The organism is Streptomyces sp. NBC_00459, assembly GCF_036013955.1.
In the GTDB taxonomy this organism is placed as follows: Bacteria; Actinomycetota; Actinomycetes; order Streptomycetales; family Streptomycetaceae; genus Streptomyces.
The window spans coordinates 1416708-1434128 of the sequence record NZ_CP107903.1; the positions used below are offsets into that span (position 1 = coordinate 1416708).

Annotated in this window: 16 protein-coding genes; 2 read left to right on the plus strand and 14 right to left on the minus strand. The window is 69.7% G+C overall.

Annotated elements, in window-relative coordinates; genetic code table 11:
- Positions 1-66 precede the first annotated feature (66 nt).
- Positions 67-555, minus strand: coding sequence for a DUF4430 domain-containing protein (locus tag OHN74_RS06040; protein ID WP_327693501.1), 489 nt, complete (start codon positions 553-555; stop codon positions 67-69).
- 497 nt (positions 556-1052) lie between these two features.
- Here OHN74_RS06040 and OHN74_RS06045 point away from each other — a divergent pair, with 497 nt between their 5' ends.
- Positions 1053-1274, plus strand: coding sequence for a hypothetical protein (locus OHN74_RS06045; RefSeq protein WP_327693502.1), 222 nt, complete (start codon positions 1053-1055; stop codon positions 1272-1274).
- Between the two features lie 43 nt (positions 1275-1317).
- Here the strand turns inward: OHN74_RS06045 and OHN74_RS06050 are convergent, their stop codons facing one another.
- From OHN74_RS06050 to OHN74_RS06090, 9 genes are all read right to left on the minus strand, one after another.
- Positions 1318-2118: an ABC transporter ATP-binding protein gene (locus OHN74_RS06050; protein ID WP_327693503.1), complete on the minus strand. Its 801-nt coding sequence runs from the start codon at positions 2116-2118 to the stop codon at positions 1318-1320.
- Complete coding sequence (locus OHN74_RS06055; RefSeq protein ID WP_327700009.1) at positions 2115-3092, minus strand: FecCD family ABC transporter permease; 978 nt, start codon at positions 3090-3092, stop codon at positions 2115-2117. The genes OHN74_RS06050 and OHN74_RS06055 overlap by 4 nt, the downstream gene beginning before the upstream one ends.
- Positions 3093-3148: 56 nt before the next feature.
- Positions 3149-4192 (minus strand): ABC transporter substrate-binding protein, encoded by a 1044-nt coding sequence (locus OHN74_RS06060; RefSeq protein WP_327693504.1) that lies wholly within the window; start codon positions 4190-4192, stop codon positions 3149-3151.
- Between the two features lie 90 nt (positions 4193-4282).
- Positions 4283-8557: an amino acid adenylation domain-containing protein gene (locus OHN74_RS06065; protein ID WP_327693505.1), complete on the minus strand. Its 4275-nt coding sequence runs from the start codon at positions 8555-8557 to the stop codon at positions 4283-4285.
- On the minus strand, positions 8554-8799 hold the full coding sequence (locus OHN74_RS06070; RefSeq protein WP_327693506.1) for a phosphopantetheine-binding protein: 246 nt from the start codon (positions 8797-8799) through the stop codon (positions 8554-8556). Before OHN74_RS06070 ends, OHN74_RS06065 begins: the two co-directional genes overlap by 4 nt.
- A 37-nt stretch (positions 8800-8836) precedes the next feature.
- Positions 8837-10399: a fatty acid--CoA ligase gene (locus OHN74_RS06075; RefSeq protein ID WP_327693507.1), complete on the minus strand. Its 1563-nt coding sequence runs from the start codon at positions 10397-10399 to the stop codon at positions 8837-8839.
- Between the two features lie 68 nt (positions 10400-10467).
- A complete protein-coding gene (gene scoD, locus OHN74_RS06080; RefSeq protein WP_327693508.1) occupies positions 10468-10965 on the minus strand; it encodes a (2E)-enoyl-ACP glycyltransferase in 498 nt (165 codons plus the stop codon).
- Positions 10962-11852: a (3R)-3-[(carboxymethyl)amino]fatty acid oxygenase/decarboxylase gene (scoE, locus tag OHN74_RS06085; RefSeq protein ID WP_327693509.1), complete on the minus strand. Its 891-nt coding sequence runs from the start codon at positions 11850-11852 to the stop codon at positions 10962-10964. The genes scoD and scoE overlap by 4 nt, the downstream gene beginning before the upstream one ends.
- An 8-nt stretch (positions 11853-11860) precedes the next feature.
- The gene (locus tag OHN74_RS06090) at positions 11861-12115 is read right to left on the minus strand and encodes an acyl carrier protein (protein ID WP_327693510.1); all 255 of its coding nucleotides are present in this window, start codon (positions 12113-12115) and stop codon (positions 11861-11863) included.
- Positions 12116-12439: 324 nt separating this feature from the next.
- On the opposite strand from OHN74_RS06090, the gene OHN74_RS06095 reads away from it, so the two are divergent.
- Complete coding sequence (locus OHN74_RS06095; protein ID WP_443060541.1) at positions 12440-13630, plus strand: IS110 family transposase; 1191 nt, start codon at positions 12440-12442, stop codon at positions 13628-13630.
- A gap of 2 nt (positions 13631-13632) precedes the next feature.
- On the opposite strand, the gene OHN74_RS06100 is transcribed toward OHN74_RS06095, so the two are convergent.
- The 4 genes from OHN74_RS06100 to OHN74_RS06115 form a co-directional block, all read right to left on the minus strand.
- The gene (locus OHN74_RS06100; protein ID WP_327693512.1) at positions 13633-14685 is read right to left on the minus strand and encodes a beta-ketoacyl-ACP synthase III; all 1053 of its coding nucleotides are present in this window, start codon (positions 14683-14685) and stop codon (positions 13633-13635) included.
- 70 nt (positions 14686-14755) lie between these two features.
- Complete coding sequence (locus tag OHN74_RS06105) at positions 14756-16114, minus strand: MFS transporter (protein WP_327693513.1); 1359 nt, start codon at positions 16112-16114, stop codon at positions 14756-14758.
- Positions 16115-16384: 270 nt separating this feature from the next.
- Positions 16385-17140 carry an aspartyl/asparaginyl beta-hydroxylase domain-containing protein gene (locus tag OHN74_RS06110; RefSeq protein WP_327693514.1) on the minus strand — a complete coding sequence of 252 codons (756 nt, stop codon included), beginning with the start codon at positions 17138-17140 and terminating at the stop codon, positions 16385-16387.
- Entirely contained in the window at positions 17137-17274 is a 138-nt protein-coding gene (locus OHN74_RS06115) for a hypothetical protein (RefSeq protein WP_327693515.1), read from the minus strand. The genes OHN74_RS06110 and OHN74_RS06115 overlap by 4 nt, the downstream gene beginning before the upstream one ends.
- Between the last annotated feature and the right edge of the window lie 147 nt (positions 17275-17421).

The window sequence follows — 17421 nt, forward strand, 5'->3', positions numbered from 1 at the left end:
AACTGCGGGGGTCCACGCTGATCGCGACGGGGACGGCTACCGCGAGTTCCAGGTCCTGCGGGACGGTCAGAGGGCCGTCCAGGTGAACGCCACCTTGTCACCGGCGTTCAGCTTGAACTGGCAGCCACCGACCGGCGTGGACGTGCCGTTGACCGAGATGTTCCAGTACGCGGCCCCGCCGCCGCCGACGTTCTTGATCGTGTCGACGGAGTAGTCGTCGAAGGACGCGTACCAGGTGCCGTCCCAGGTGAAGTGCCGCTTGCGCGCCGCATCGTCGAGAGCTGCCGTCGGGGTGGGGACGGCGGTGGGGTTGGCCCCGCCGTTGGTCCCGTCGCATGTGTGGGTGCCGCCCGTGGCAGTGGTCACGTCGTGACCCTTTGTCTTGATCTTCCCCTTGAAGAGCAGGCCGTCCGGTCCCTGCACGGTCAACGTGACCTTGACCGGGGCGTTCGTGCCCGCGGTGTCCTGCGCGTGGGCGACAGCGGGAGCGGAGGCGAGGGCGAGTGCGAGGGCAGCCGTGGTGATCAGGCCATGTCGTGCGGGTATGCGGTGCAAGGCTGAGCCTTCCTGGTACGGGGCCCACGGCCCGTCGCCGAGGAGGCCGACCGGTACTCCGGCGCCGGCGTCCGCTGCCACACCCGGCGCCGGCTGAACGGGCAGGGCGGTCAGGCGGCGGAACACACCGGATCGACGGGACCGGGCCAGGACCCTCGGCTTCGCGCCGCAGACCGTGACAGTGGGGGCGGGCGGTACACACGGCGCGCTCCGGGTGTACCGACTGACGGCCCCCCAGAGCCGCACAGGTTGCAGGTCAGTGCCGGACTCCCACCGGCTTCCCCCCCCCAGTCGCACGCCTATGCAGTTGTCGGTGTGTCTGTCGCACCCGGACACCGGCGTATGCCGCCGGGACGCGAAGTCCTCGAATCCTAGGGTGGGTTGAGGCCGGTCGCCAGAGGGAGTCGGTGTGGTGAGGCAGTTTGGTGTCGGCGGTCGACCGGGCATCGTAGACGTGCCGGATCCCCCGGCACGGCGGAAGTCACGAGGTGGCACAGATGGCAGCTGACGTGAGCCCGGAACCGGTCGCGACCTTCTGCGGGGACTGCGACTGCGGTTGTCCCCAGCTCTTCGTGGACCCGCACGCGCCCGCGGACAAGCGGGTGCGCATCACCGACGACTTCGGGCAGCATGTGCAGATGAGCGAGGAGCAGTTCGCCGACCTCGTCGCCCAGGCCAGGTCCGGCGCGCTGGACCGGCTCACCGTGGCGTCGCGCTGAGACCCGGATCATGTACGAGCCCCACAGCGAGTGACGGCGGTCGTCACAGTTCCGCGTGCTCGGGCTCCCTGTCACCGGCGAGAGGCTGAGCCGCGTAGGTGACGCGGACGACGCCGTCGGCATGGCGTTCCGTGGCACCCCGTACGCCGAAGACGTCGCGGAGGAGGTCCGGGGTCAGGACGTCCAGGACAGGTCCGGCCGCGACCACCGCGCCCTCGTGGAGCACGACGAGGTGGTCGCAGAGCCGGGCGGCGAGATCCAGGTCGTGCAGGACCGCGAGGGTGGTGATGCCCGTGCTGCGGATCAGGTCCAGGAGTTCGAACCGGGCGCGGATGTCCAGGTGGTTGGTGAGTTCGTCCAGGACCAGGAGCTGGGGGCGTTGGGCTAGAGCCCTGGCCAGCAGGACCCGTTGGCGCTCGCCGCCCGAGAGGGTGGCGTAGTCGCGGTGTGCGAACGGGGTGACACCGCAGCGCGCGACCGCGTCGGCGACGGCCTCGTGGTCCTCGGATCCGTCGCGGCCCATCAGGCCGTGGTGGGGCGTACGGCCGAGGGCGACGATCTCGGTCACCGTCAGTCCGGTGGTGGTGCCGGCGTCCTGGAGTACGGCCGCCGTGCGGCGGGCTGCCGTACGCGCGGAGAGTTCCCATACGTCGTCGCCGCCCACTCTGACCACCCCGTCGGCCGGGCGCAGTGAGCGGTAGACGGCGCGGAGCAGGGTGGACTTGCCGCTGCCGTTGGGGCCCACCAGGCCGACGATGTCGCCCTTGGCGGCCTCCAGGTTCACCTGCCGGAGGATCGGCCTGCGGTCCAGGGTGATGTGGAGCTGGTCCACGGTCAGTTTCATACGGTGTCCAGGCCCTTGTTGCGGCGCAGCAGCCACAGGAAGAAGGGGGCCCCGAGCAGGGCGGTGAGGATGCCCAGCGGGAGTTCGTTGGGGCGGGTGAGGGTGCGGGAGAGCAGGTCGACGAGGACGAGGTAGACGGCACCGAGGAGTGCGGTCAGCGGAATGAGTCTGCGGTGGTCGGCGCCGGTGCTGAGGCGGACCAGGTGCGGAATCATCAGGCCGACGAAGCCGACCCCGCCCGCGACGGCGATGACGGTGCCGGTGAGCAGCGCGCTGACGACCAGCAGACCGGCCCGCAGCCGGTTGACGTCCACGCCGAGCGCGGTCGCCGACTCGTCACCGGCGAGCAGCGCGTTGAGGCGTCGGCCCAGCAGGGTCAGCAGGGCCGTGCTCGTCAGGACGACGACCGTGACAGTGGGGAGCTGGTTCCACTGGGCGCCGGCCACACTGCCCAGCATCCAGAACATCACCGTACGCAGCTCGGTCGGCGTCGCGAGCAGTTGGACGAAGCTGGTCATCGACAGCAGGACGTAGCCGACCGCGACCCCCGCCAGCACCACCCGGGTGGGAGCGAGCCGGCCCTGCCGCTGCCCCAGGACGAAGACCAGGGCACCGGCCGCCAGGGCGCCGACGAACGCCGCGCCGGACACTCCGAGCGCGCCCAGGCCGCCGAGCGCGACTCCGCCGAGCGTGATGACGAGCACCGCGCCGAACGAGGCGCCGTAGGAGAAACCGAGGACGACCGGGTCGGCGAGCGGGTTGGTGACCAGAGTCTGCAGCACCGCCCCCGCCACCGCCAGACCCGCGCCGACCAGCGCGGCCAGGGCGACTCGGGGTGCCCGGAAGGTCCACACGATCTGGTCCAGTGCGGGGTCGGCGGTGCCGCCGCCCCGGCCGGTGACGTGGTGCAGGAGGATCCCCCACACGTCGCCGACCGGGATGTTGACCGCGCCGATGCTCACCGCCAGCACCATGACGGCGACGAGCACGGTGAGCAGGACACCGGCGGCGAGAGACAGCCTCAGCCCGTTCAGACCTTGTCGGGGTGCAGGGCCTTGGCGATCTTCTCGACGGCCAGGTCGTTGCTGGGGCCGAGGTACATCGAGTCCGACAGTGCCACGTACGTGTTGGTCTTCGCGGCCGGCCACTGGGGGAACTCCTTCAGCAGTTTCTTGGCGTAGGCCGCCGGGTTCGGGTCGTTGTAGCCGATGACGACGAGCGCGTCGACGTCGGTCGCGGCCACCTTCTCCTTGCTCAGGTCGGCGAAGGAGGTCTTCGAGGCGTTCTCGAAGGCGTTGGAGCCGCCGGCCTTGGCGAGGATGTCGTTGTAGATGCCCTTGGCGACGACCGAGCTGAAGTCGTTGCCGCCCATGGCCATGTTGGAGAACAGCACCATGACCTTCGGCTGCTTCTCGCCCTTCACCTTGGCGGCGACCTCGGCGATGTGCTTCTCCGACGCGGCGATGATCTTCTCTGCCTCGTCGCTCCTGTCGAAGACCTTGCCCAGGTCGCGCAGCAGCGTGTAGCTGTCGGCGATCGTCATCCTGGAGGTGTCCTGGTCGCAGCCCTGCGGGGACACGTAGGTGTTGGCTCCCACCGCCCCCAGCTGCTCGCGGGTGGCGAAGCCGTTCCTCTCGTCGAAGCCGTACGAGGTGGTGGACAGCACCAGGTCGGGGCGCAGTCCGATCATCGCCTCGCGCGGAATGTCGTAGGCGTCGTTCAGTTTCACGTCACCCGTGGGGAGCGCCTTGATGGCGGCGGCACGTCCCGCGACCTCGGACATGCCGTAGGTCTGCTGATTGGCGACGATCCTGTCCTGCACGCCCAGGGCGAGAAGCGTGGAGACCTCGGCGACCGAGGCACCGTTCATCACGACGACCCGGCCGGGTTCCTCGGTGATCTCTTCCGACACTCCGCAGTTCTCAAGGGTGACCGGGTAGCCGGTGTTCGCTGCGGCGGCTGCCGCCTTGCCGTCGGCGACACCGTCCGTGTGGGTCGAGGAGTCGGTGCAGGCCGCGGTGACCAGACACAGGGCGCCGGCCAGGGCGATGGCGACGGGCCGTTTCTTCGGCATGCGTGCTCCTTGCAGCGGGGTGTCCATGAAACGAGGGACTCTGTTGCAGTAGTCGGGAGGAAGAGCCGGTGAGTTCCCGGGACCTCCCAACTACTTCGCTGGGGCTGCCAGATGACTTTTCCGTCCCGCCGGGGCAGGCAGGAGGCCGGTGGTGACGCAGTGGTCGAGGTAGCGGAAGACGAGGTCCCGGTCGGCGGGCGGGCAGGTGATGCCGCTGCCGTGCAGTCCGTTCACTACGTTGTCGGCGCACACGCGTCCCAGGCGCAGACCGGGGTCGGCGGCGTCTTCGGGGGCCGCGTCCCACGAGTCGAAGAAGGCGAGTGTGGTCGCCGCGACACCGGAGGACTCCGGGAGTTCGGCTCTCCACTGCGCCAGCGGCACGCGGCGCAGCGAATAGCCGTACTCCTCCAGCCAGTCGTAGATGTCGCCCAGCCGCACGGGGGCGGTGGCTGCGTGGTTGAAGACCGTCGCCGCCCTCCGCTGCCCGAGGCAGAGGTGGACGAGGGCTTCGGCGACATGGTCGACGGGTGTCCAGGTCTCCTCCTCGAACAGTTCGGGGACGATGCCGGCGGGAACCCCGGCGCGCAGCACGCTCCACAGGAAGTCCCGCTCGTTCACGTAGCCGGTCGCGGCCGGGCCGACGATCCGGCCGAGCCGGTGCACGGTGACGGGCAGCCCCCGCTCGGCGGCCTGTTCCAGCAGCCGCTCGGCAGCCCACTTCGACTGCTGGTAGCCGTAGCGCAGTCCGGAGTGGGGCGGGAAGAACGCCTCGGGGACCTCGGTGGCGAGGGCGAGCGGCGGGGCCACGGAGAGGGTCGACACGAAGTGCAGAGGGACCGGGCGTACGGCCGCCAGGCGCAGCAGCTCCCTGGTCGACCCGGTGTTGGCGGCGCGCAGGGTGGCGTAGTCGCGCATGATGCTCACGGTCGCCGCGTTGTGGAAGATCGCCCCGCAGGTGCGGGCCAGTTCGGCGAACGTCCCGTCGGCCAGGCCGAGTCGGGGGCGGGCGAGGTCAGCGGGAAGTGCCGTGACGCGTTCCCACGCCGTGTCCGGAACGCGGATCCGGTGGGTCTCCAGGGCCTGCTGGATGCGGGCGGTGGCCTCGGCGGGACTCGGTGCCCGGACGGTGCAGACGATCTCCGCCTCCGTGTCCGTCAGGAGCTGTGCCAGCAGGTGTACGCCGACGAATCCGGTCGCGCCGGTCAGCAGGATCCGCTCCGGTGTTCCGCCCGCGCGGAGGCCGTCGCCGGGGCGGATGTCCGGGTCGAGGACGGTGTCGGCGGCCATTGTCTGCGGGAGGCCGGGGGTTGTCGGCCCTTCCTGCTGCTGCAGGAAGCGCGCGAGGTCGGCGATGCGCGGGTGCTGGAACAGCCAGGCGACCTTCATCTCCCGGCCCAGTTCGACACCGAGGCGGTTGGCGACCTGGATCGCCTGGAGCGACTGGGCACCGAGGTCGAACACGTCGTCCTGAGCGGCGACGGAGGCCAGGCCGAGCACCTGCTGCCAGACGGAGGCGATGGTGCGTTCCAGTGTTCTGTCCGGCGAGTTCGTCCGCCGCGTACCGAGGTCGGGGTGCGGTGTGGCGAGGAGCTTCCTGTCGATCTTCCCGGAGCTCGTCCGGGGCAGGCCGGCCAGGAACTCGATCGCCGAGGGGATCATCGCCGGGGGCAGGGCCGTACGGAGGCGATCCCTGATCCCGGCCACGGACAGGTCCGGCCCGTCCTGTCTGAACAGCCCGTCCGGCTCGTCCGGGACGACGTACGCGGCCAGCCGCCGCGTCCCGTCCTCCAGCACCTGGCCCACGACGGCGGCGTCCCGCACCCCCGCGCAGGCCAGGAGGGCGCTCTCGACCTCGGCGGGGTGCACACGATGTCCGCTGATCTTGAACTCGGTGTCTGTTCGGCCCAGATAGCGCAGTTGCCCGTCGTCGCCGATCCGTACCCGGTCGCCGGTGCGGTAGGCGCGTGGTGCTCCGGGGAGGACGTCCAGGGGCGCGAAGCGGGCGGTGTCCGGAAGCGCGCCTCCCCGGTAGCCGGCGGCCAGGTTGTCGCCGAGGAGGTGGAGTTCGCCGTCGACGACCGCGGCCCGGGTGCCCGGCAGCGGCAGCCCGATGGGTACGTCTCCCGGGGCCAGGGCGGGATCGTGGAGGTCGGCGGCGGTGGCGACCACGGTGGCCTCGGTCGGCCCGTAGGTGTTCAGCAGCCGTACGGATGTCCCGACGGCCTTGCGCCAGCGGTCGACGCGTTCGGGCAGGGCCGCCTCGCCGCCGATGACGACGGTCCGCACCGCGGCGGGCAGGGCGGCGGCACCCGTCGAGACGGCGTAGGCCAGTTCGTGCCAGTAGGCCGTGGGCAGGTCGAGGAAGCTGATCCGCAGTCGTGCGCAGGTGTTCAGGAACGCGGGGACCGAGTCGGTCATGTCGTCGGTACGCACGACGAGCGTCGCGCCCGCGCACAGGGCGAGGAAGATCTCCTCGACGCTCGTGTCGAAGTGCAGCGGGGCGAACTGCAGGACGCGGTCGTGGCGTTGGACTCCGTAGCGGTGGGTGGCGCCGGCGACGAAGTGGGCGAGGGCCCGGTGGCCGATCTCGACACCCTTGGGGCGGCCGGTGGAGCCGGAGGTGTGCAGGACGTAGGCGAGTTCGTCCGGTGCCGGAGCGGTCGGCCTGGCTGTGGCGAGGTCGGCCGTGACGTCGGCGTAGGTGCTCGTCGTCAGTGTCAGCGCGGGCCGGGCGCCTTCCAGTAGCTCGGCCCTGCGTGCCTCGGGGGCCGTCGGGTCGAGCGGGCAGTAGGCAGCGCCGGAGAGCAGGACACCGAGGACGGCGGTGATCGCGTCGATGCCGCGCGGCAGGGCCACGGCCACCAGGTCGCCGGGACCCACGCCACGGGCGGCCAGTCGGTGGGCCAAGTCCCGCGCCGAGCCGAAGAGTTCCGCGTACGTGATGCTGTGTCCGTCGTGTTCGACGGCCACCGAGCCGCCGCTGCGGGCAGCGTGGTCGGCGATCAGGCCGAGCACCGGGCGCGCCGGTCCGGGCAGCGGGCCGCCGTCCAGGACGGGCACGGACTCACGCGCCCGCAGTTCCCCGAGGGGCCGGTCGGGGGCGGCGACGGCCTCGCTCAGCAGGGCGAGCAGGCCCTCCTGGAGTGCGGTGACGTCCGTCTCGTCGTAGAGGTCGGGGTTGGCGTCGACGGCGATGCGCAGGCCCGAGCCCTCGGAGCGGTCGTAGACGTTGACGGACAGATCGTCGACGGGACCGGCGGAGACGTTGTGGACCGTGCTGCGGTGTCCGGCGAAGCGCAGGTCGTACTCGAAGGGCATGATGTTGACGCCGGGACCGGACAACCGGCGCTGTCCGCCGACCAGTTTGAGGTCACGGCGCATGTGTTCGTAGCGGTAGCGCTGGTGCGGGAGACCTGCGCGGAGTTCGCGGGAGATCCGGGCAGCGAGGTCGCGCAGGGTGTCCGTCGCGGTGACCGTCACACGCAGGGGCAGGATGTTGCGGACCATGCACGGCACGCGCAGGGAGACCGACCCGAGGCGGCCCATCGCGGGGAGGCTGAGGACGATCTCCGGTGCGCCGGTCGCGTGGTGCAGTCGAGCCGCCGTGACCGCCAGCAGCACCTCGGACCAGGTGACCTTCAGGTCGCGGGCCACGCCACGCAGGTTCCGCGTCTGTGCCGCGTCGAGGTCGCCGACGCGGCGACGGAAAGTGCGCGCGGGCAGGGCCGAACGGCCGGCCGGGGTCACCACCGGCGGCCGGTCCGCGTACCGGTCCGTCCAGTGGGCGCGGTCCTCGGCGAAGCGGGGCGACTCCTGGTAGGCGCGTTCCTCGTCCCGTACCGAGGCCAGGGTGCCGAAGCCGCTCTCCCCCACCGGTTCCCCCGCCGCCAGGGCCGTGTAGACCTCGGCGACGCGGCGGGCGACCAGGGACAGGCCGAAGCCGTCGAGGGCGATGTGGTGGACGCGGTGGTACCAGAGGTACTCGTCCGGCGCGATCCGCAGCAGGGCATGGCCGAAGACGTGGTCGCACGTGAGGTCGACCGGGCGGGCCATGTCCTCGTCCATCCAGGCCAGGGCCGCCGCGTGCGGGTCCGGTTCGGTGGTGAGGTCGGCGGTGTGCGGGCGCCAGGCGCCGGTCGGAGCGGCTGTCTCCCAGGGCTGCCCCTGGTCGTCGACGACGTAGGAGACGTTCAGGGCCTCCGTCTCCGCGACCACCTGCCGCAGGGCGGCTTCGAAGACGGCCGGGTCCACCGGGCCGTGGATGTGTACGTATTCGGCCGTGTTGTAGGCGGGGCTGTCCGGGTCGAGCCGCTGGCCCGTCCAGACGCCTTCCTGAGCGGCGAGCAGTGGTTGACGCGCCGTCACCTCGTTGTCTCCTGACGTGCGGAGAGCAGCTGCCACCACTGGGCGAACGAGGTGCGCTCGGCCAGTTCGACGAAGGTCACGTCCGCACCGGTTTCCCGCCACCGTTCGATGAGGGTGACGATGCGCAGGGAGTCCAGCCCCGCGTAGAGAGGGTTCTCGTCGAGGTCGATCTCGTCGGGCCGCAGGTAGAGGTACTCCGCCAGGTCCGCGCGGAAGCCCTCCATCGTGAGGGGAGCAGGCATGTCGTTCTCACTCCAGTTCTCTCCGAGGGAGTACCGGTCAGTTGACCTTGCGGGCGGAGTCGCCCCAGAAGCGGTCGCGCAGTTCGCGGCGCAGGATCTTGCCGCTGGGGTTGCGGGGGACGCTGTCGATGAACTCGTAACGGGCGGGCAGCTTGAAGCTCGCGAGCCGCGGGACCAGGAAGGTGTGCAGGTCCCGGGGCGTGGGCTGCTGTTCGGGGTCCGGGACGACGAAGGCGTGCACGTACTCGCCCCAGCGTTCGTCGGGGGCGCCGACGACCACGGCCTCGGCCACACCGGGGTGGCCTTCCAGTACGTTCTCGATCTCGGCCGGGTAGACGTTCTCACCGGCCACGAGGATGGCGTCCTTGATGCGGTCGCGGATGAAGACGTAGCCGTCCTCGTCGACGTAGCCGGCGTCCCCGGTGTGGATCCAGCCGTCGACGAGGGTCTCTGCGGTCTTCTCGGGCAGTCCCCAGTACTCGACCATGCGGGCCGGGGTGGCCAGGCACACCTCCCCGACCTCGCCCGGCGGGAGTTCACGGCCCCCGCCGTCGATCACCTTGCTGCGCACGCCCGGGTAGGGGTGCCCGGCCGCCTGCATGAGAGGGCCGCCGGGGACATGGGCGGCCGGGGGCAGGCAGACGGCGGTGTTGCCGGTCTCGGTGAGGCCGTAGATCTGGGCGAACTCGCACGCCAGGACCGCGAGGCTCTCCTCCAGCAGGGCCTCGGAGATCGGGGAGCCGCCGTAGACCGTCTTGCGCAGGGTGGTGAAGTCCTTGGCGCCGACGCCCGGTTCGGTCAGCATCATGCGGAGCATGGCCGGGACTACACACGCGGTGGTGATACCCAGGTCGCGGATGAGGTCGACGGCCTGGCGTGCGACGAAGGCACGCATCGCGACGACGGTCGTACCCGCGTTGAAGTTCTGCGTGGCCCACCACAGGCCGCCGATGTGGAATCCCGGGATGCCGATGAGCGCGATGTCACCGGCCCGCCAGTCGATCCAGTCGAGGCCCTCGCTCGCCAGGGCGTCCCGGATCGCGAAGAAGCTGCGGTGGGCCAGCACGACGCCCTTGGGCAGTCCGGTCGTCCCGCTGGTGTAGAGCTGGGCGACCGGGGTGTCCGGGGTGGCGCTGTCCGGAAGTTCGGTGTCGGGGTGGGGTGCCTTCCAGGCGGTGAAGCTCTCGCCGAGGGCGACGGCCTTCTCCGGGGGCGCGGTCGGCATCCTCTCCACGATCGCCTCGAACTCGTCCTCCAGGAACAGGAGTCGGGTCCCGGAGTCCTGGAGGATGTGGCTGACCTCGGGCGCGGTGAGCCGCCAGTTGACGGGGACCAGGACGGTGCCGCTCTTGGCGCAGGCGAACAGGATCTCGTAGTAGTGCTCGGACTCCTTGCCGAGGTACGCGACGCGGTCCCCCGCGCCGAGTCCGGCGTCCTGGAGTGCGTGGGCGATGCGGTTGCTCTCACGGTGCAGTTGCTCGTACGTCAGGGTGCGGCCCTCGCAGAGGACCGCGGGGGTGGTGGGCCGGTGCCGGGCGTGGAAGCCGGTGGTCCGGGCGAGCGTTCGGAGCTCCGGGTGGTGGAGCCTGTCCGTGGTCATGGCTTTGTCTCTCGCCTCGTGTCGGGGGACGTTCGAGTCGGGGGTGTTCGTGTCAGGGGGCGGTCGCGTCAGGGGACGTTGACGAACGCCAGGGTCGCCTCGCCGTCGCAGCGGCCGGACTCGGCGTCCCAGTACCGGAAGGCGGTGTCGGCGTGCAGGAACGGGCTGCCGGCGGCCGGGGCACGTCGGGTGACGGACCGGAACTCCATCTCCCCGGAGAATTCACGGGGATTGACGGGTCGCCGGAAACTGGCGGCGAAACGGGCGATGAGAATGTCCGGGAGCTGGTGCTTCCAGAAGTCGTCCAGCGTCCACGATCGGAAACCCGAGCCCAGTCCTTCCTGGACGGACTTGGCGACGAGGTAATACATCATCTGGTTGTAGCAGATGTTCACCTCGACGGAATTCAGATGGCCCGTGTCGTCGATGTAGCACGACTCGGGTATCGCGAACTCACAACGGACGGAAGCACGGCCGTCCGTCTCTGTCACGACAGCCGAACGCAGGTACTTGCAATGGTCCTTGTAGGGCGCCAGCACCTGCGCCAACAGGGCTTCGTCCGTCATGCCGCCCTGATCCCGTCGTGCAGCCCGCGTTCGTCGTGGACCGTGACGCGGTAGGAGACGGTCGGCTCGGGCGTGGTCGTGTGCCGCGCGCGGTGGATCAGGCTGCGGTTGTCCCAGACCAGCAGGTCGCCCTTCTCGAAGCTCTGCAGGTGGATGTTCTCGTGCTCGAAGCTCTCGTCGAGTTGGCCGGTGACGTCGAACAGCCGCTTGAGCAGCTCCTCGTCGAGCGGGTTGCCGTCCTGGTCCTCGATGCCGACGGTGAAGCCCTCGCTGATGTAGAGGACCGTCTCGCCGGTCATGGGGTGGGCGAAGGTGGTCGGCTGGACGACGGCCGGGGTCTTCCGCTCGACCTCCTCGATGATCTCGGAGAGAGGACGGTAGACGTCGTGCGGGCGGATCTTGAAGTACTTGCGCACCGAGTGCCGGCAGCGCGTGCCGCCGATCTCCTTCTTGAGAACCTCGGGCAGCTTCTCGTACGCCCGGCCCATGTCGATGAAGTACGTGCCGCGGTTCCTCTCCGGAATCACCTGGGGGTATATCAGGGTGATACCGAAGGGGTCCGGCATGAACTGGTAGTCGGCGTGCCAGAATTTGCCCGTCTTCGGTACGCCGATCTGCTTGCCGTCCTTCGGCACGTTGGAGGAGACGAATATCTCCGGTATCTCGGGGTGCTTGTACATCGGCTCGTAGTAGGTCTCTGGGCGCCCCAGCAGCTTGCCGAGTTCGAGGAACTCCTGTGGGGAGAGGTCCTGTCCTTTCAGGACGGCGATCTTCTTCGTGTACACGGTGTTCTTGAGCGCGGCGATGTCGGCGTCGGAGGCGGTGGTGTGGTCGAAGCCCTCGACCGTCGCGCCGATCGCGCTGCCGGGCTGGTCCTTGATCTGCATGACTGCTTCTACCTTCGGTGAGGTCGGAGGGAGGCTTGCCTGGTGTCGACGAGACGGGCGATCTCGCCGAGGGTGAGATCGGGCTCGAGTTCGTCGTCGCCGACGGTCACCCCGAGGTCGCGCTCGATGCGGATGCTGATCTCGACCGTCGTCAGCGAGTCGACGTCGAGTTCGCCGAGGGTCGCGCCGGGGCGGATCCGGTCGGCGGGAGCGTCGTGAAGTCTCGTGAGGATGTCGACGAGTTGCCCGTAGGTGGTGCTCATGACGTCGTCCTACCTTTCAAGGGTGGTTGCTCTGGTCGTTCGTAAGATCGGAGGGCCCAGGGGTTCTGGGTATGGCTGTCATGGCGGCGCCGTCCTACCTTTCAAGGGTGGTTGCTCTGGTCGTTCGTAAGATCGGAGGGCCCAGGGGTTCTGGGTATGGCTGTCATGGCGGCGCCGTTGGCAAGGCTCAAAGGACTTGGCCGCCCGGGACCCCGCGACGACTCGACCGCCAATTGGGAGACGCGACCCGATCGCTGCTGTAGGACAACGTCGGCGAGGTCGTCTGCGGGTGACAGGTGAGACGGCGAGGTGGCGGAGGTGACCGTGCCCGAGATCTGGGCCGGAGTGGACATCGGCAAGGAACATCACCACTGCGTGGTGATCAATACGGACGGTGAACGGCTGCTGTCGCGCCGGGTACTCAACGACGAGAGCGAGCTGCTCCAGCTGATCGGTGACGTCCTGGCGATATCCACCGACGTGCTGTGGGCCGTCGACCTCAACCACGGTGGCGCCGCCCTGCTGATCGGCCTGCTCCTCAGCCACGACCAGCCCATGGCCTATCTGACCGGCCTGGCGGTCCACCGCGCCTCGGCCACCTACAAGGGCGAGGGCAAGACCGACGCGAAGGATGCCTTCGTCATCGCCGACCAGGCCCGGGTCCGCCGGGACCTCGGCCTGCTGCGGCCCGGCGACGAGATCGCCGTCGACCTGCGCACGCTGACCAACCGGCGCCTGGACGTGGTCTTCGACCGCACCCGGCAGATCAACCGTCTGCGGGCCCAACTCCTTGAGATATTCCCCGCGTTGGAGCGATCCCTGGACCTGGTCAACAAGGGGCCGGTCATGCTGCTGACCGGCTACCAGACCCCGGCCGCGATCCGTCGCGCCGGTGCCAAGCGCATTGAGACCTGGCTGAAGAACCGCAAGGTCCGCAGCGCCGCCGTCCTCGCGAGGACGGCCGTGGAGGCCGCCCAGGCCCAGCAGACCGCGCTGCCCGGTGAGAAGCTGGCTGCCGCCATGGTGGCCCGCCTCGCGAAGGGGGTGATGGCCCTCGATGAGGAGATCGCCGAGCTCGACGCCCTGATCGAGGCCCGGTTTCGCGAGCATCCGCACGCCGAGGTGATCCGCAGCCTGCCCGGCATGGGCCCGAAGCTCGGTGCCGAGTTCATCGCCGCGACCGGTGGCGACATGGATGCCTTCGGCAGCGCCGACCGCCTGGCCGGCTTCGCCGGCCTCGCTCCCAGACCCCGTGACTCCGGCCGCGTCAGCGGCAACCTCCGCAGGCCCAGGCGATACCACCGCGGCCTGCTGCGGTCGATGTATCTCTCGGCGATGGTCAGCACCACGACGTGCCCCGCGTCCAAGGCGTACTACCAGCGCAAGCGGAGCGAGGGGAAGGGCCACAAGCAGGCCCTGCTCGCGCTCGCCCGCCGCAGGCTCAACGTCCTGTGGGCCATGATCCGTGACGGACAGTGCTATCAAGGTTCACCTCCCGTCACGGGAGCGGCTTGACATCACGATTGGGAAGTCCTTTCCTGTTGGGGGAGTGAGGGCCAGGTGAGAAGGCAGGAGCCCCAGGTGAGGCCGCCTCCGAAGGCGGTGAGCAGCAGGCGGTCGCCGGGGCCGACCGTCTGCCGGGTGGCCGCGTCGGCGAGGGCGAGCGGTATGGATGCGGCGCCCGTGTTGCCGACGGACTCGACATGGGTCACGCAGCGCTCGCGCGGGAGGCCGAGGTCGTCGGCCACCGAGTGCAGGATCCGCAGATTGGCCTGGTGGGGTACGAAGTGGTCGACGTCGTCGATCTTCCAGCCGGCCCGGGACAGCGTGGCCCGCGCGGACTCCGCCATGCGCGTCACAGCGTGCCGGTAGACCTCTTTGCCGCGCATCGCGAAGTGCCGTTCCTCGCGGCTCGGTTCACCCGGCCGGGACCGTTGCCGGGAGCCGCCTGCCGCGACCGTGATCAGGTCCTCGTGGGCGCCGTCGCTGCCGAGGTCGAAGTGGCCGACCGCGCCGGGTTCGTCGGGGTGTCCGGCGCGCAGGACGACCGCTCCGGCGCCGTCGCCGAAGATGATCGCGTTGGCCCGGTCCAGTGGGTCCACGATCGTGGAGTAGGTGTCCGCGCCGACGAGCAGGACCCGGTCGGCGACTCCGGCCGCGATGAGCCCGGCGGCCGAGGCGAGCCCGTACACGAACCCGGTGCACACCGCGCCGATGTCGAAGGCGGCCACCCCGGTCAGCCCGAGCCGTGCGGCGACCGCGGGCGCGGTAGCCGGGCAGGTGTGGTCCGGGGTCGTGGTGGCGACGACGACCGCGTCGACCATGCCCGTTCCCGTTCCCGCGGCGGCAAGGGCCCGGCGGCCGGCTTCGACGGCCAGGTCGGAGGTCGCCTGGCCGGGGTCGACGACGTGCCGTTGCCGGATGCCGGTCCGGGTGCGGATCCATGCGTCGTCGGTGTCGAGCCGTCGCGCGAGGTGCTCGTTGGTCACCACACGGGACGGCACCCATCCGGCCAGCCCGCACAGAACGGCGGCCCGAGGAGCTGCGGAACCGGTGACAGTGGGAAACATGGAGGCACTCCAGGCATGACGGAGGACGGACCGGACGGGAGAGGTGGTGACACGAAGCGGGGAAGGGGGCCTATGTGCCGGTGATCCTGCGTCGGCGCACGAGGAGCGCGAGCGCGCCGACGCCGATGCCGAGCGCTATGGCGAACACGGCCGTGCGGATGCCGTCGAGCAGCCCGGGGCCGGAGGCACTCTGGCCCACTCCCCCGGCCAGCGCGACCAGTACGGCGAGGCCCACCGCGCCACCCACCTGCAGGGTCGTCGACGCCAGCCCCGAGGCGATGCCCTGGTCACCGGGGGCTACCCCGGCGGACGCGGCGATCCACATTCCCGTCCAGGCCGCTCCCTGGCCGAGACCCAACAGCACGATCCCCGGCAGGAGTTCCGGATACGAGCCGTCCGAGGTGAGCGCCAGACCGAGGGCCGTCGCTCCGGCGGCGCCCAGGACCATGCCACCCACCAGCATCCGGCGCATTCCGAAGACGGACACGGCCCGTTCCCCGGCCTGTGTGCCCACGGCCACGACCACGGCGGGCACGAGGAAGGCGAGCCCGGTAGCGACCGCGCTGTAGCCGTGAACCGTCTGGAAGTAGAGGGTGAGGAAGTACGGCACCGAGCTGAACGTGGCACTGAACAGCGCGGTCACCCCCATCGCCACCAGCAGCCCCCGGTGGGCGAACATCCGTGCCGGTACGAGGGGTTCGGGCGACCGGCGCTCCACCACGGCGAACAGCGTGAGCAGACCGGCCGAGAGCCCCGCGCTGATGAGGGCCGTGGGCGTGGTCCAGCCCTCCGCCGGAGCCTGCACCAGCAGGAACACCAGGACGGTGATCCCGCCCGTGGCGGTGAGCGCACCCGTCACGTCGAAGCGCCGGGTACGGTCCCACGGGCCGTCAGCCGGGAAGAGCAGCCACCCGGCCACCGCGAGGACCGCGGCGATCGGAACGTTGACGAAGAACACCGACGGCCAGCCGAACGCCTCCACCAGGACCCCGCCCAGCAGGGACCCGAAACAGAGCCCGCCCGCTCCGGCAGCACCCCACACCGCCAACGCCCGGTTCCGGGCGGGTCCTTCCTCGTACAGAGTGGTGATCAACGACAGTGTCGCCGGGAACAGCAGCGATCCACCGATGCCCTGGATCCCCCTGACGGCGACGAGTACACCGGGCGACCCGGACAGACCGCCCACGAGGGACGACCCCCCGTAGAGCAGGGCCGCCAGGACGAACATCCGGCGCCGGCCCAGCAGGTCGGCGGCCCGGCCGCCCAGTAGCAGGAACCCTCCTGTGGCCACGACGTAGGCGCTGACCACCCACTGCAGGTCGTGGTCGGAGAAGCCGAGCCCGGCGCCGATGTCGGGCAGGGCGACATACACGATGTTGTAGTCGAGCGAGATGACGAGCTGCCCCAACGCCAGAACCAAAAGAGACACGATCGGTCACCCCCTCGTCATCACGGTCATCGGAATTCCACACGGAAGAGAATTCCGGAAGAGAAATCGTTTCGCGTCACCGTAGCAGCGGGAATCCGGCTTGGGAATACCGAAATTCCTTCTCGAAATCAGCCGTCACCGGAGTATTCGGGCAGCTCTGAATTCCGCCGGTCAAAGACCGCCGGAATTATCCGCCAGCGACACCGGACAGAGCCGAAATCACTTCCCGACTTTGTCCGGCCACTGCTTTCCTGAATTCATGCCTTCGGGTCAGCCCTCCCCCATGAGTCGGCGGACCTCGGTGACGAGGGCGACCAGCGCCCGGCGCTCCGGAATGGTCGTCTCCGGATGCCAGAGGTCGATGAGCAGGCAGGTTCGCGGGCGAACGCCCTCGTTACGTGCCTCGTGTTCGAAGGAGTAGTCGAAGAGCAGGCATCTGCCCTCCTCCCAGGAGCGCGTCTCACCGGCGACCGTGATGCCGCACCCGTCGGGGATGTCCACGGCAAGATGGAGGTTGATGCTGAAGTTCCACAGGTCGCAGTGGGGATCGATGACGGCGCCCGGCAGCAGCGTGGAGAAATGGCATTCCAGGAGCGGACATATCTTCTCCGTGTCGACCGCGACGTCCTTCAACAACCGGTATGCGGTCGGAACCGTGGTGGCCGATTCCGCGACCAGACCTCCCTTGCGAAAGAGATAGAGGGCCTGCCAGTTCTTCTGTCGTGTCAGATAGTGCTCATAGTCCGAGAACGCCTCCCGGCGTGCCGCCCAGGCGACGTTCAGTTCTTCTTTGATCGCCTGATGGCCGGCTTCCAGCGCATGTACGACCGGGGCGATCTCGTCGTAGGCGTAGGGATCGTGCCAGGGAGTCGCCGAGAGCCCCGGCATGATCCACTTTGCTGCTTTCTGCAGCGGATGCCGTTCGCCCCCGCCGCCCGGCTCCAGCATCTGCTCGACCCGGGTGATCGATTCGGCTCCGAACTCGGCCCGGATCGCGGCGAAGGCGTTCTCCATCTCCGGTGTCACGCGGTTCTCGACTCCGAGCAGCCGAAGCTCCCGTTCCCGTCCCCGCTCCCGCCGCCGCTCCCCGGTTCGTGTTCCAGCAGCGCCGAGGCGCCGATCGCCGCGTCGGAGGACCGCAACAGACTTCTGCGTTTCACGTGCGCCGAACCACCTTCGCCCGAAGTGCCTCGCTCGTCCCCGTCCGTCCGCCGCATGCAGCGGTCGATCGGGGGACGAGCCGTGCTGTCGGACTACTAGTCGGCCGCGGGTGGCCTCCAGTTCCCGGCTTCCTCGAATCAATTGCC

What these genes read in the sequence shown, in the direction of transcription:
- OHN74_RS06045 (WP_327693502.1), top strand. Translation starts at nt 1,053, where the DNA reads ATGGCAGCTGACGTGAGCCCGGAACCGGTCGCGACCTTCTGCGGGGAC.
- OHN74_RS06050 (WP_327693503.1), bottom strand. Translation starts at nt 2,118, where the DNA reads ATGAAACTGACCGTGGACCAGCTCCACATCACCCTGGACCGCAGGCCG.
- OHN74_RS06055 (WP_327700009.1), bottom strand. Translation starts at nt 3,092, where the DNA reads ATGGTGCTGGCGGTGAGCATCGGCGCGGTCAACATCCCGGTCGGCGAC.
- OHN74_RS06060 (WP_327693504.1), bottom strand. Translation starts at nt 4,192, where the DNA reads ATGCCGAAGAAACGGCCCGTCGCCATCGCCCTGGCCGGCGCCCTGTGT.
- OHN74_RS06070 (WP_327693506.1), bottom strand. Translation starts at nt 8,799, where the DNA reads ATGCCTGCTCCCCTCACGATGGAGGGCTTCCGCGCGGACCTGGCGGAG.
- OHN74_RS06075 (WP_327693507.1), bottom strand. Translation starts at nt 10,399, where the DNA reads ATGACCACGGACAGGCTCCACCACCCGGAGCTCCGAACGCTCGCCCGG.
- scoD (WP_327693508.1), bottom strand. Translation starts at nt 10,965, where the DNA reads ATGACGGACGAAGCCCTGTTGGCGCAGGTGCTGGCGCCCTACAAGGAC.
- scoE (WP_327693509.1), bottom strand. Translation starts at nt 11,852, where the DNA reads ATGCAGATCAAGGACCAGCCCGGCAGCGCGATCGGCGCGACGGTCGAG.
- OHN74_RS06090 (WP_327693510.1), bottom strand. Translation starts at nt 12,115, where the DNA reads ATGAGCACCACCTACGGGCAACTCGTCGACATCCTCACGAGACTTCAC.
- OHN74_RS06100 (WP_327693512.1), bottom strand. Translation starts at nt 14,685, where the DNA reads ATGTTTCCCACTGTCACCGGTTCCGCAGCTCCTCGGGCCGCCGTTCTG.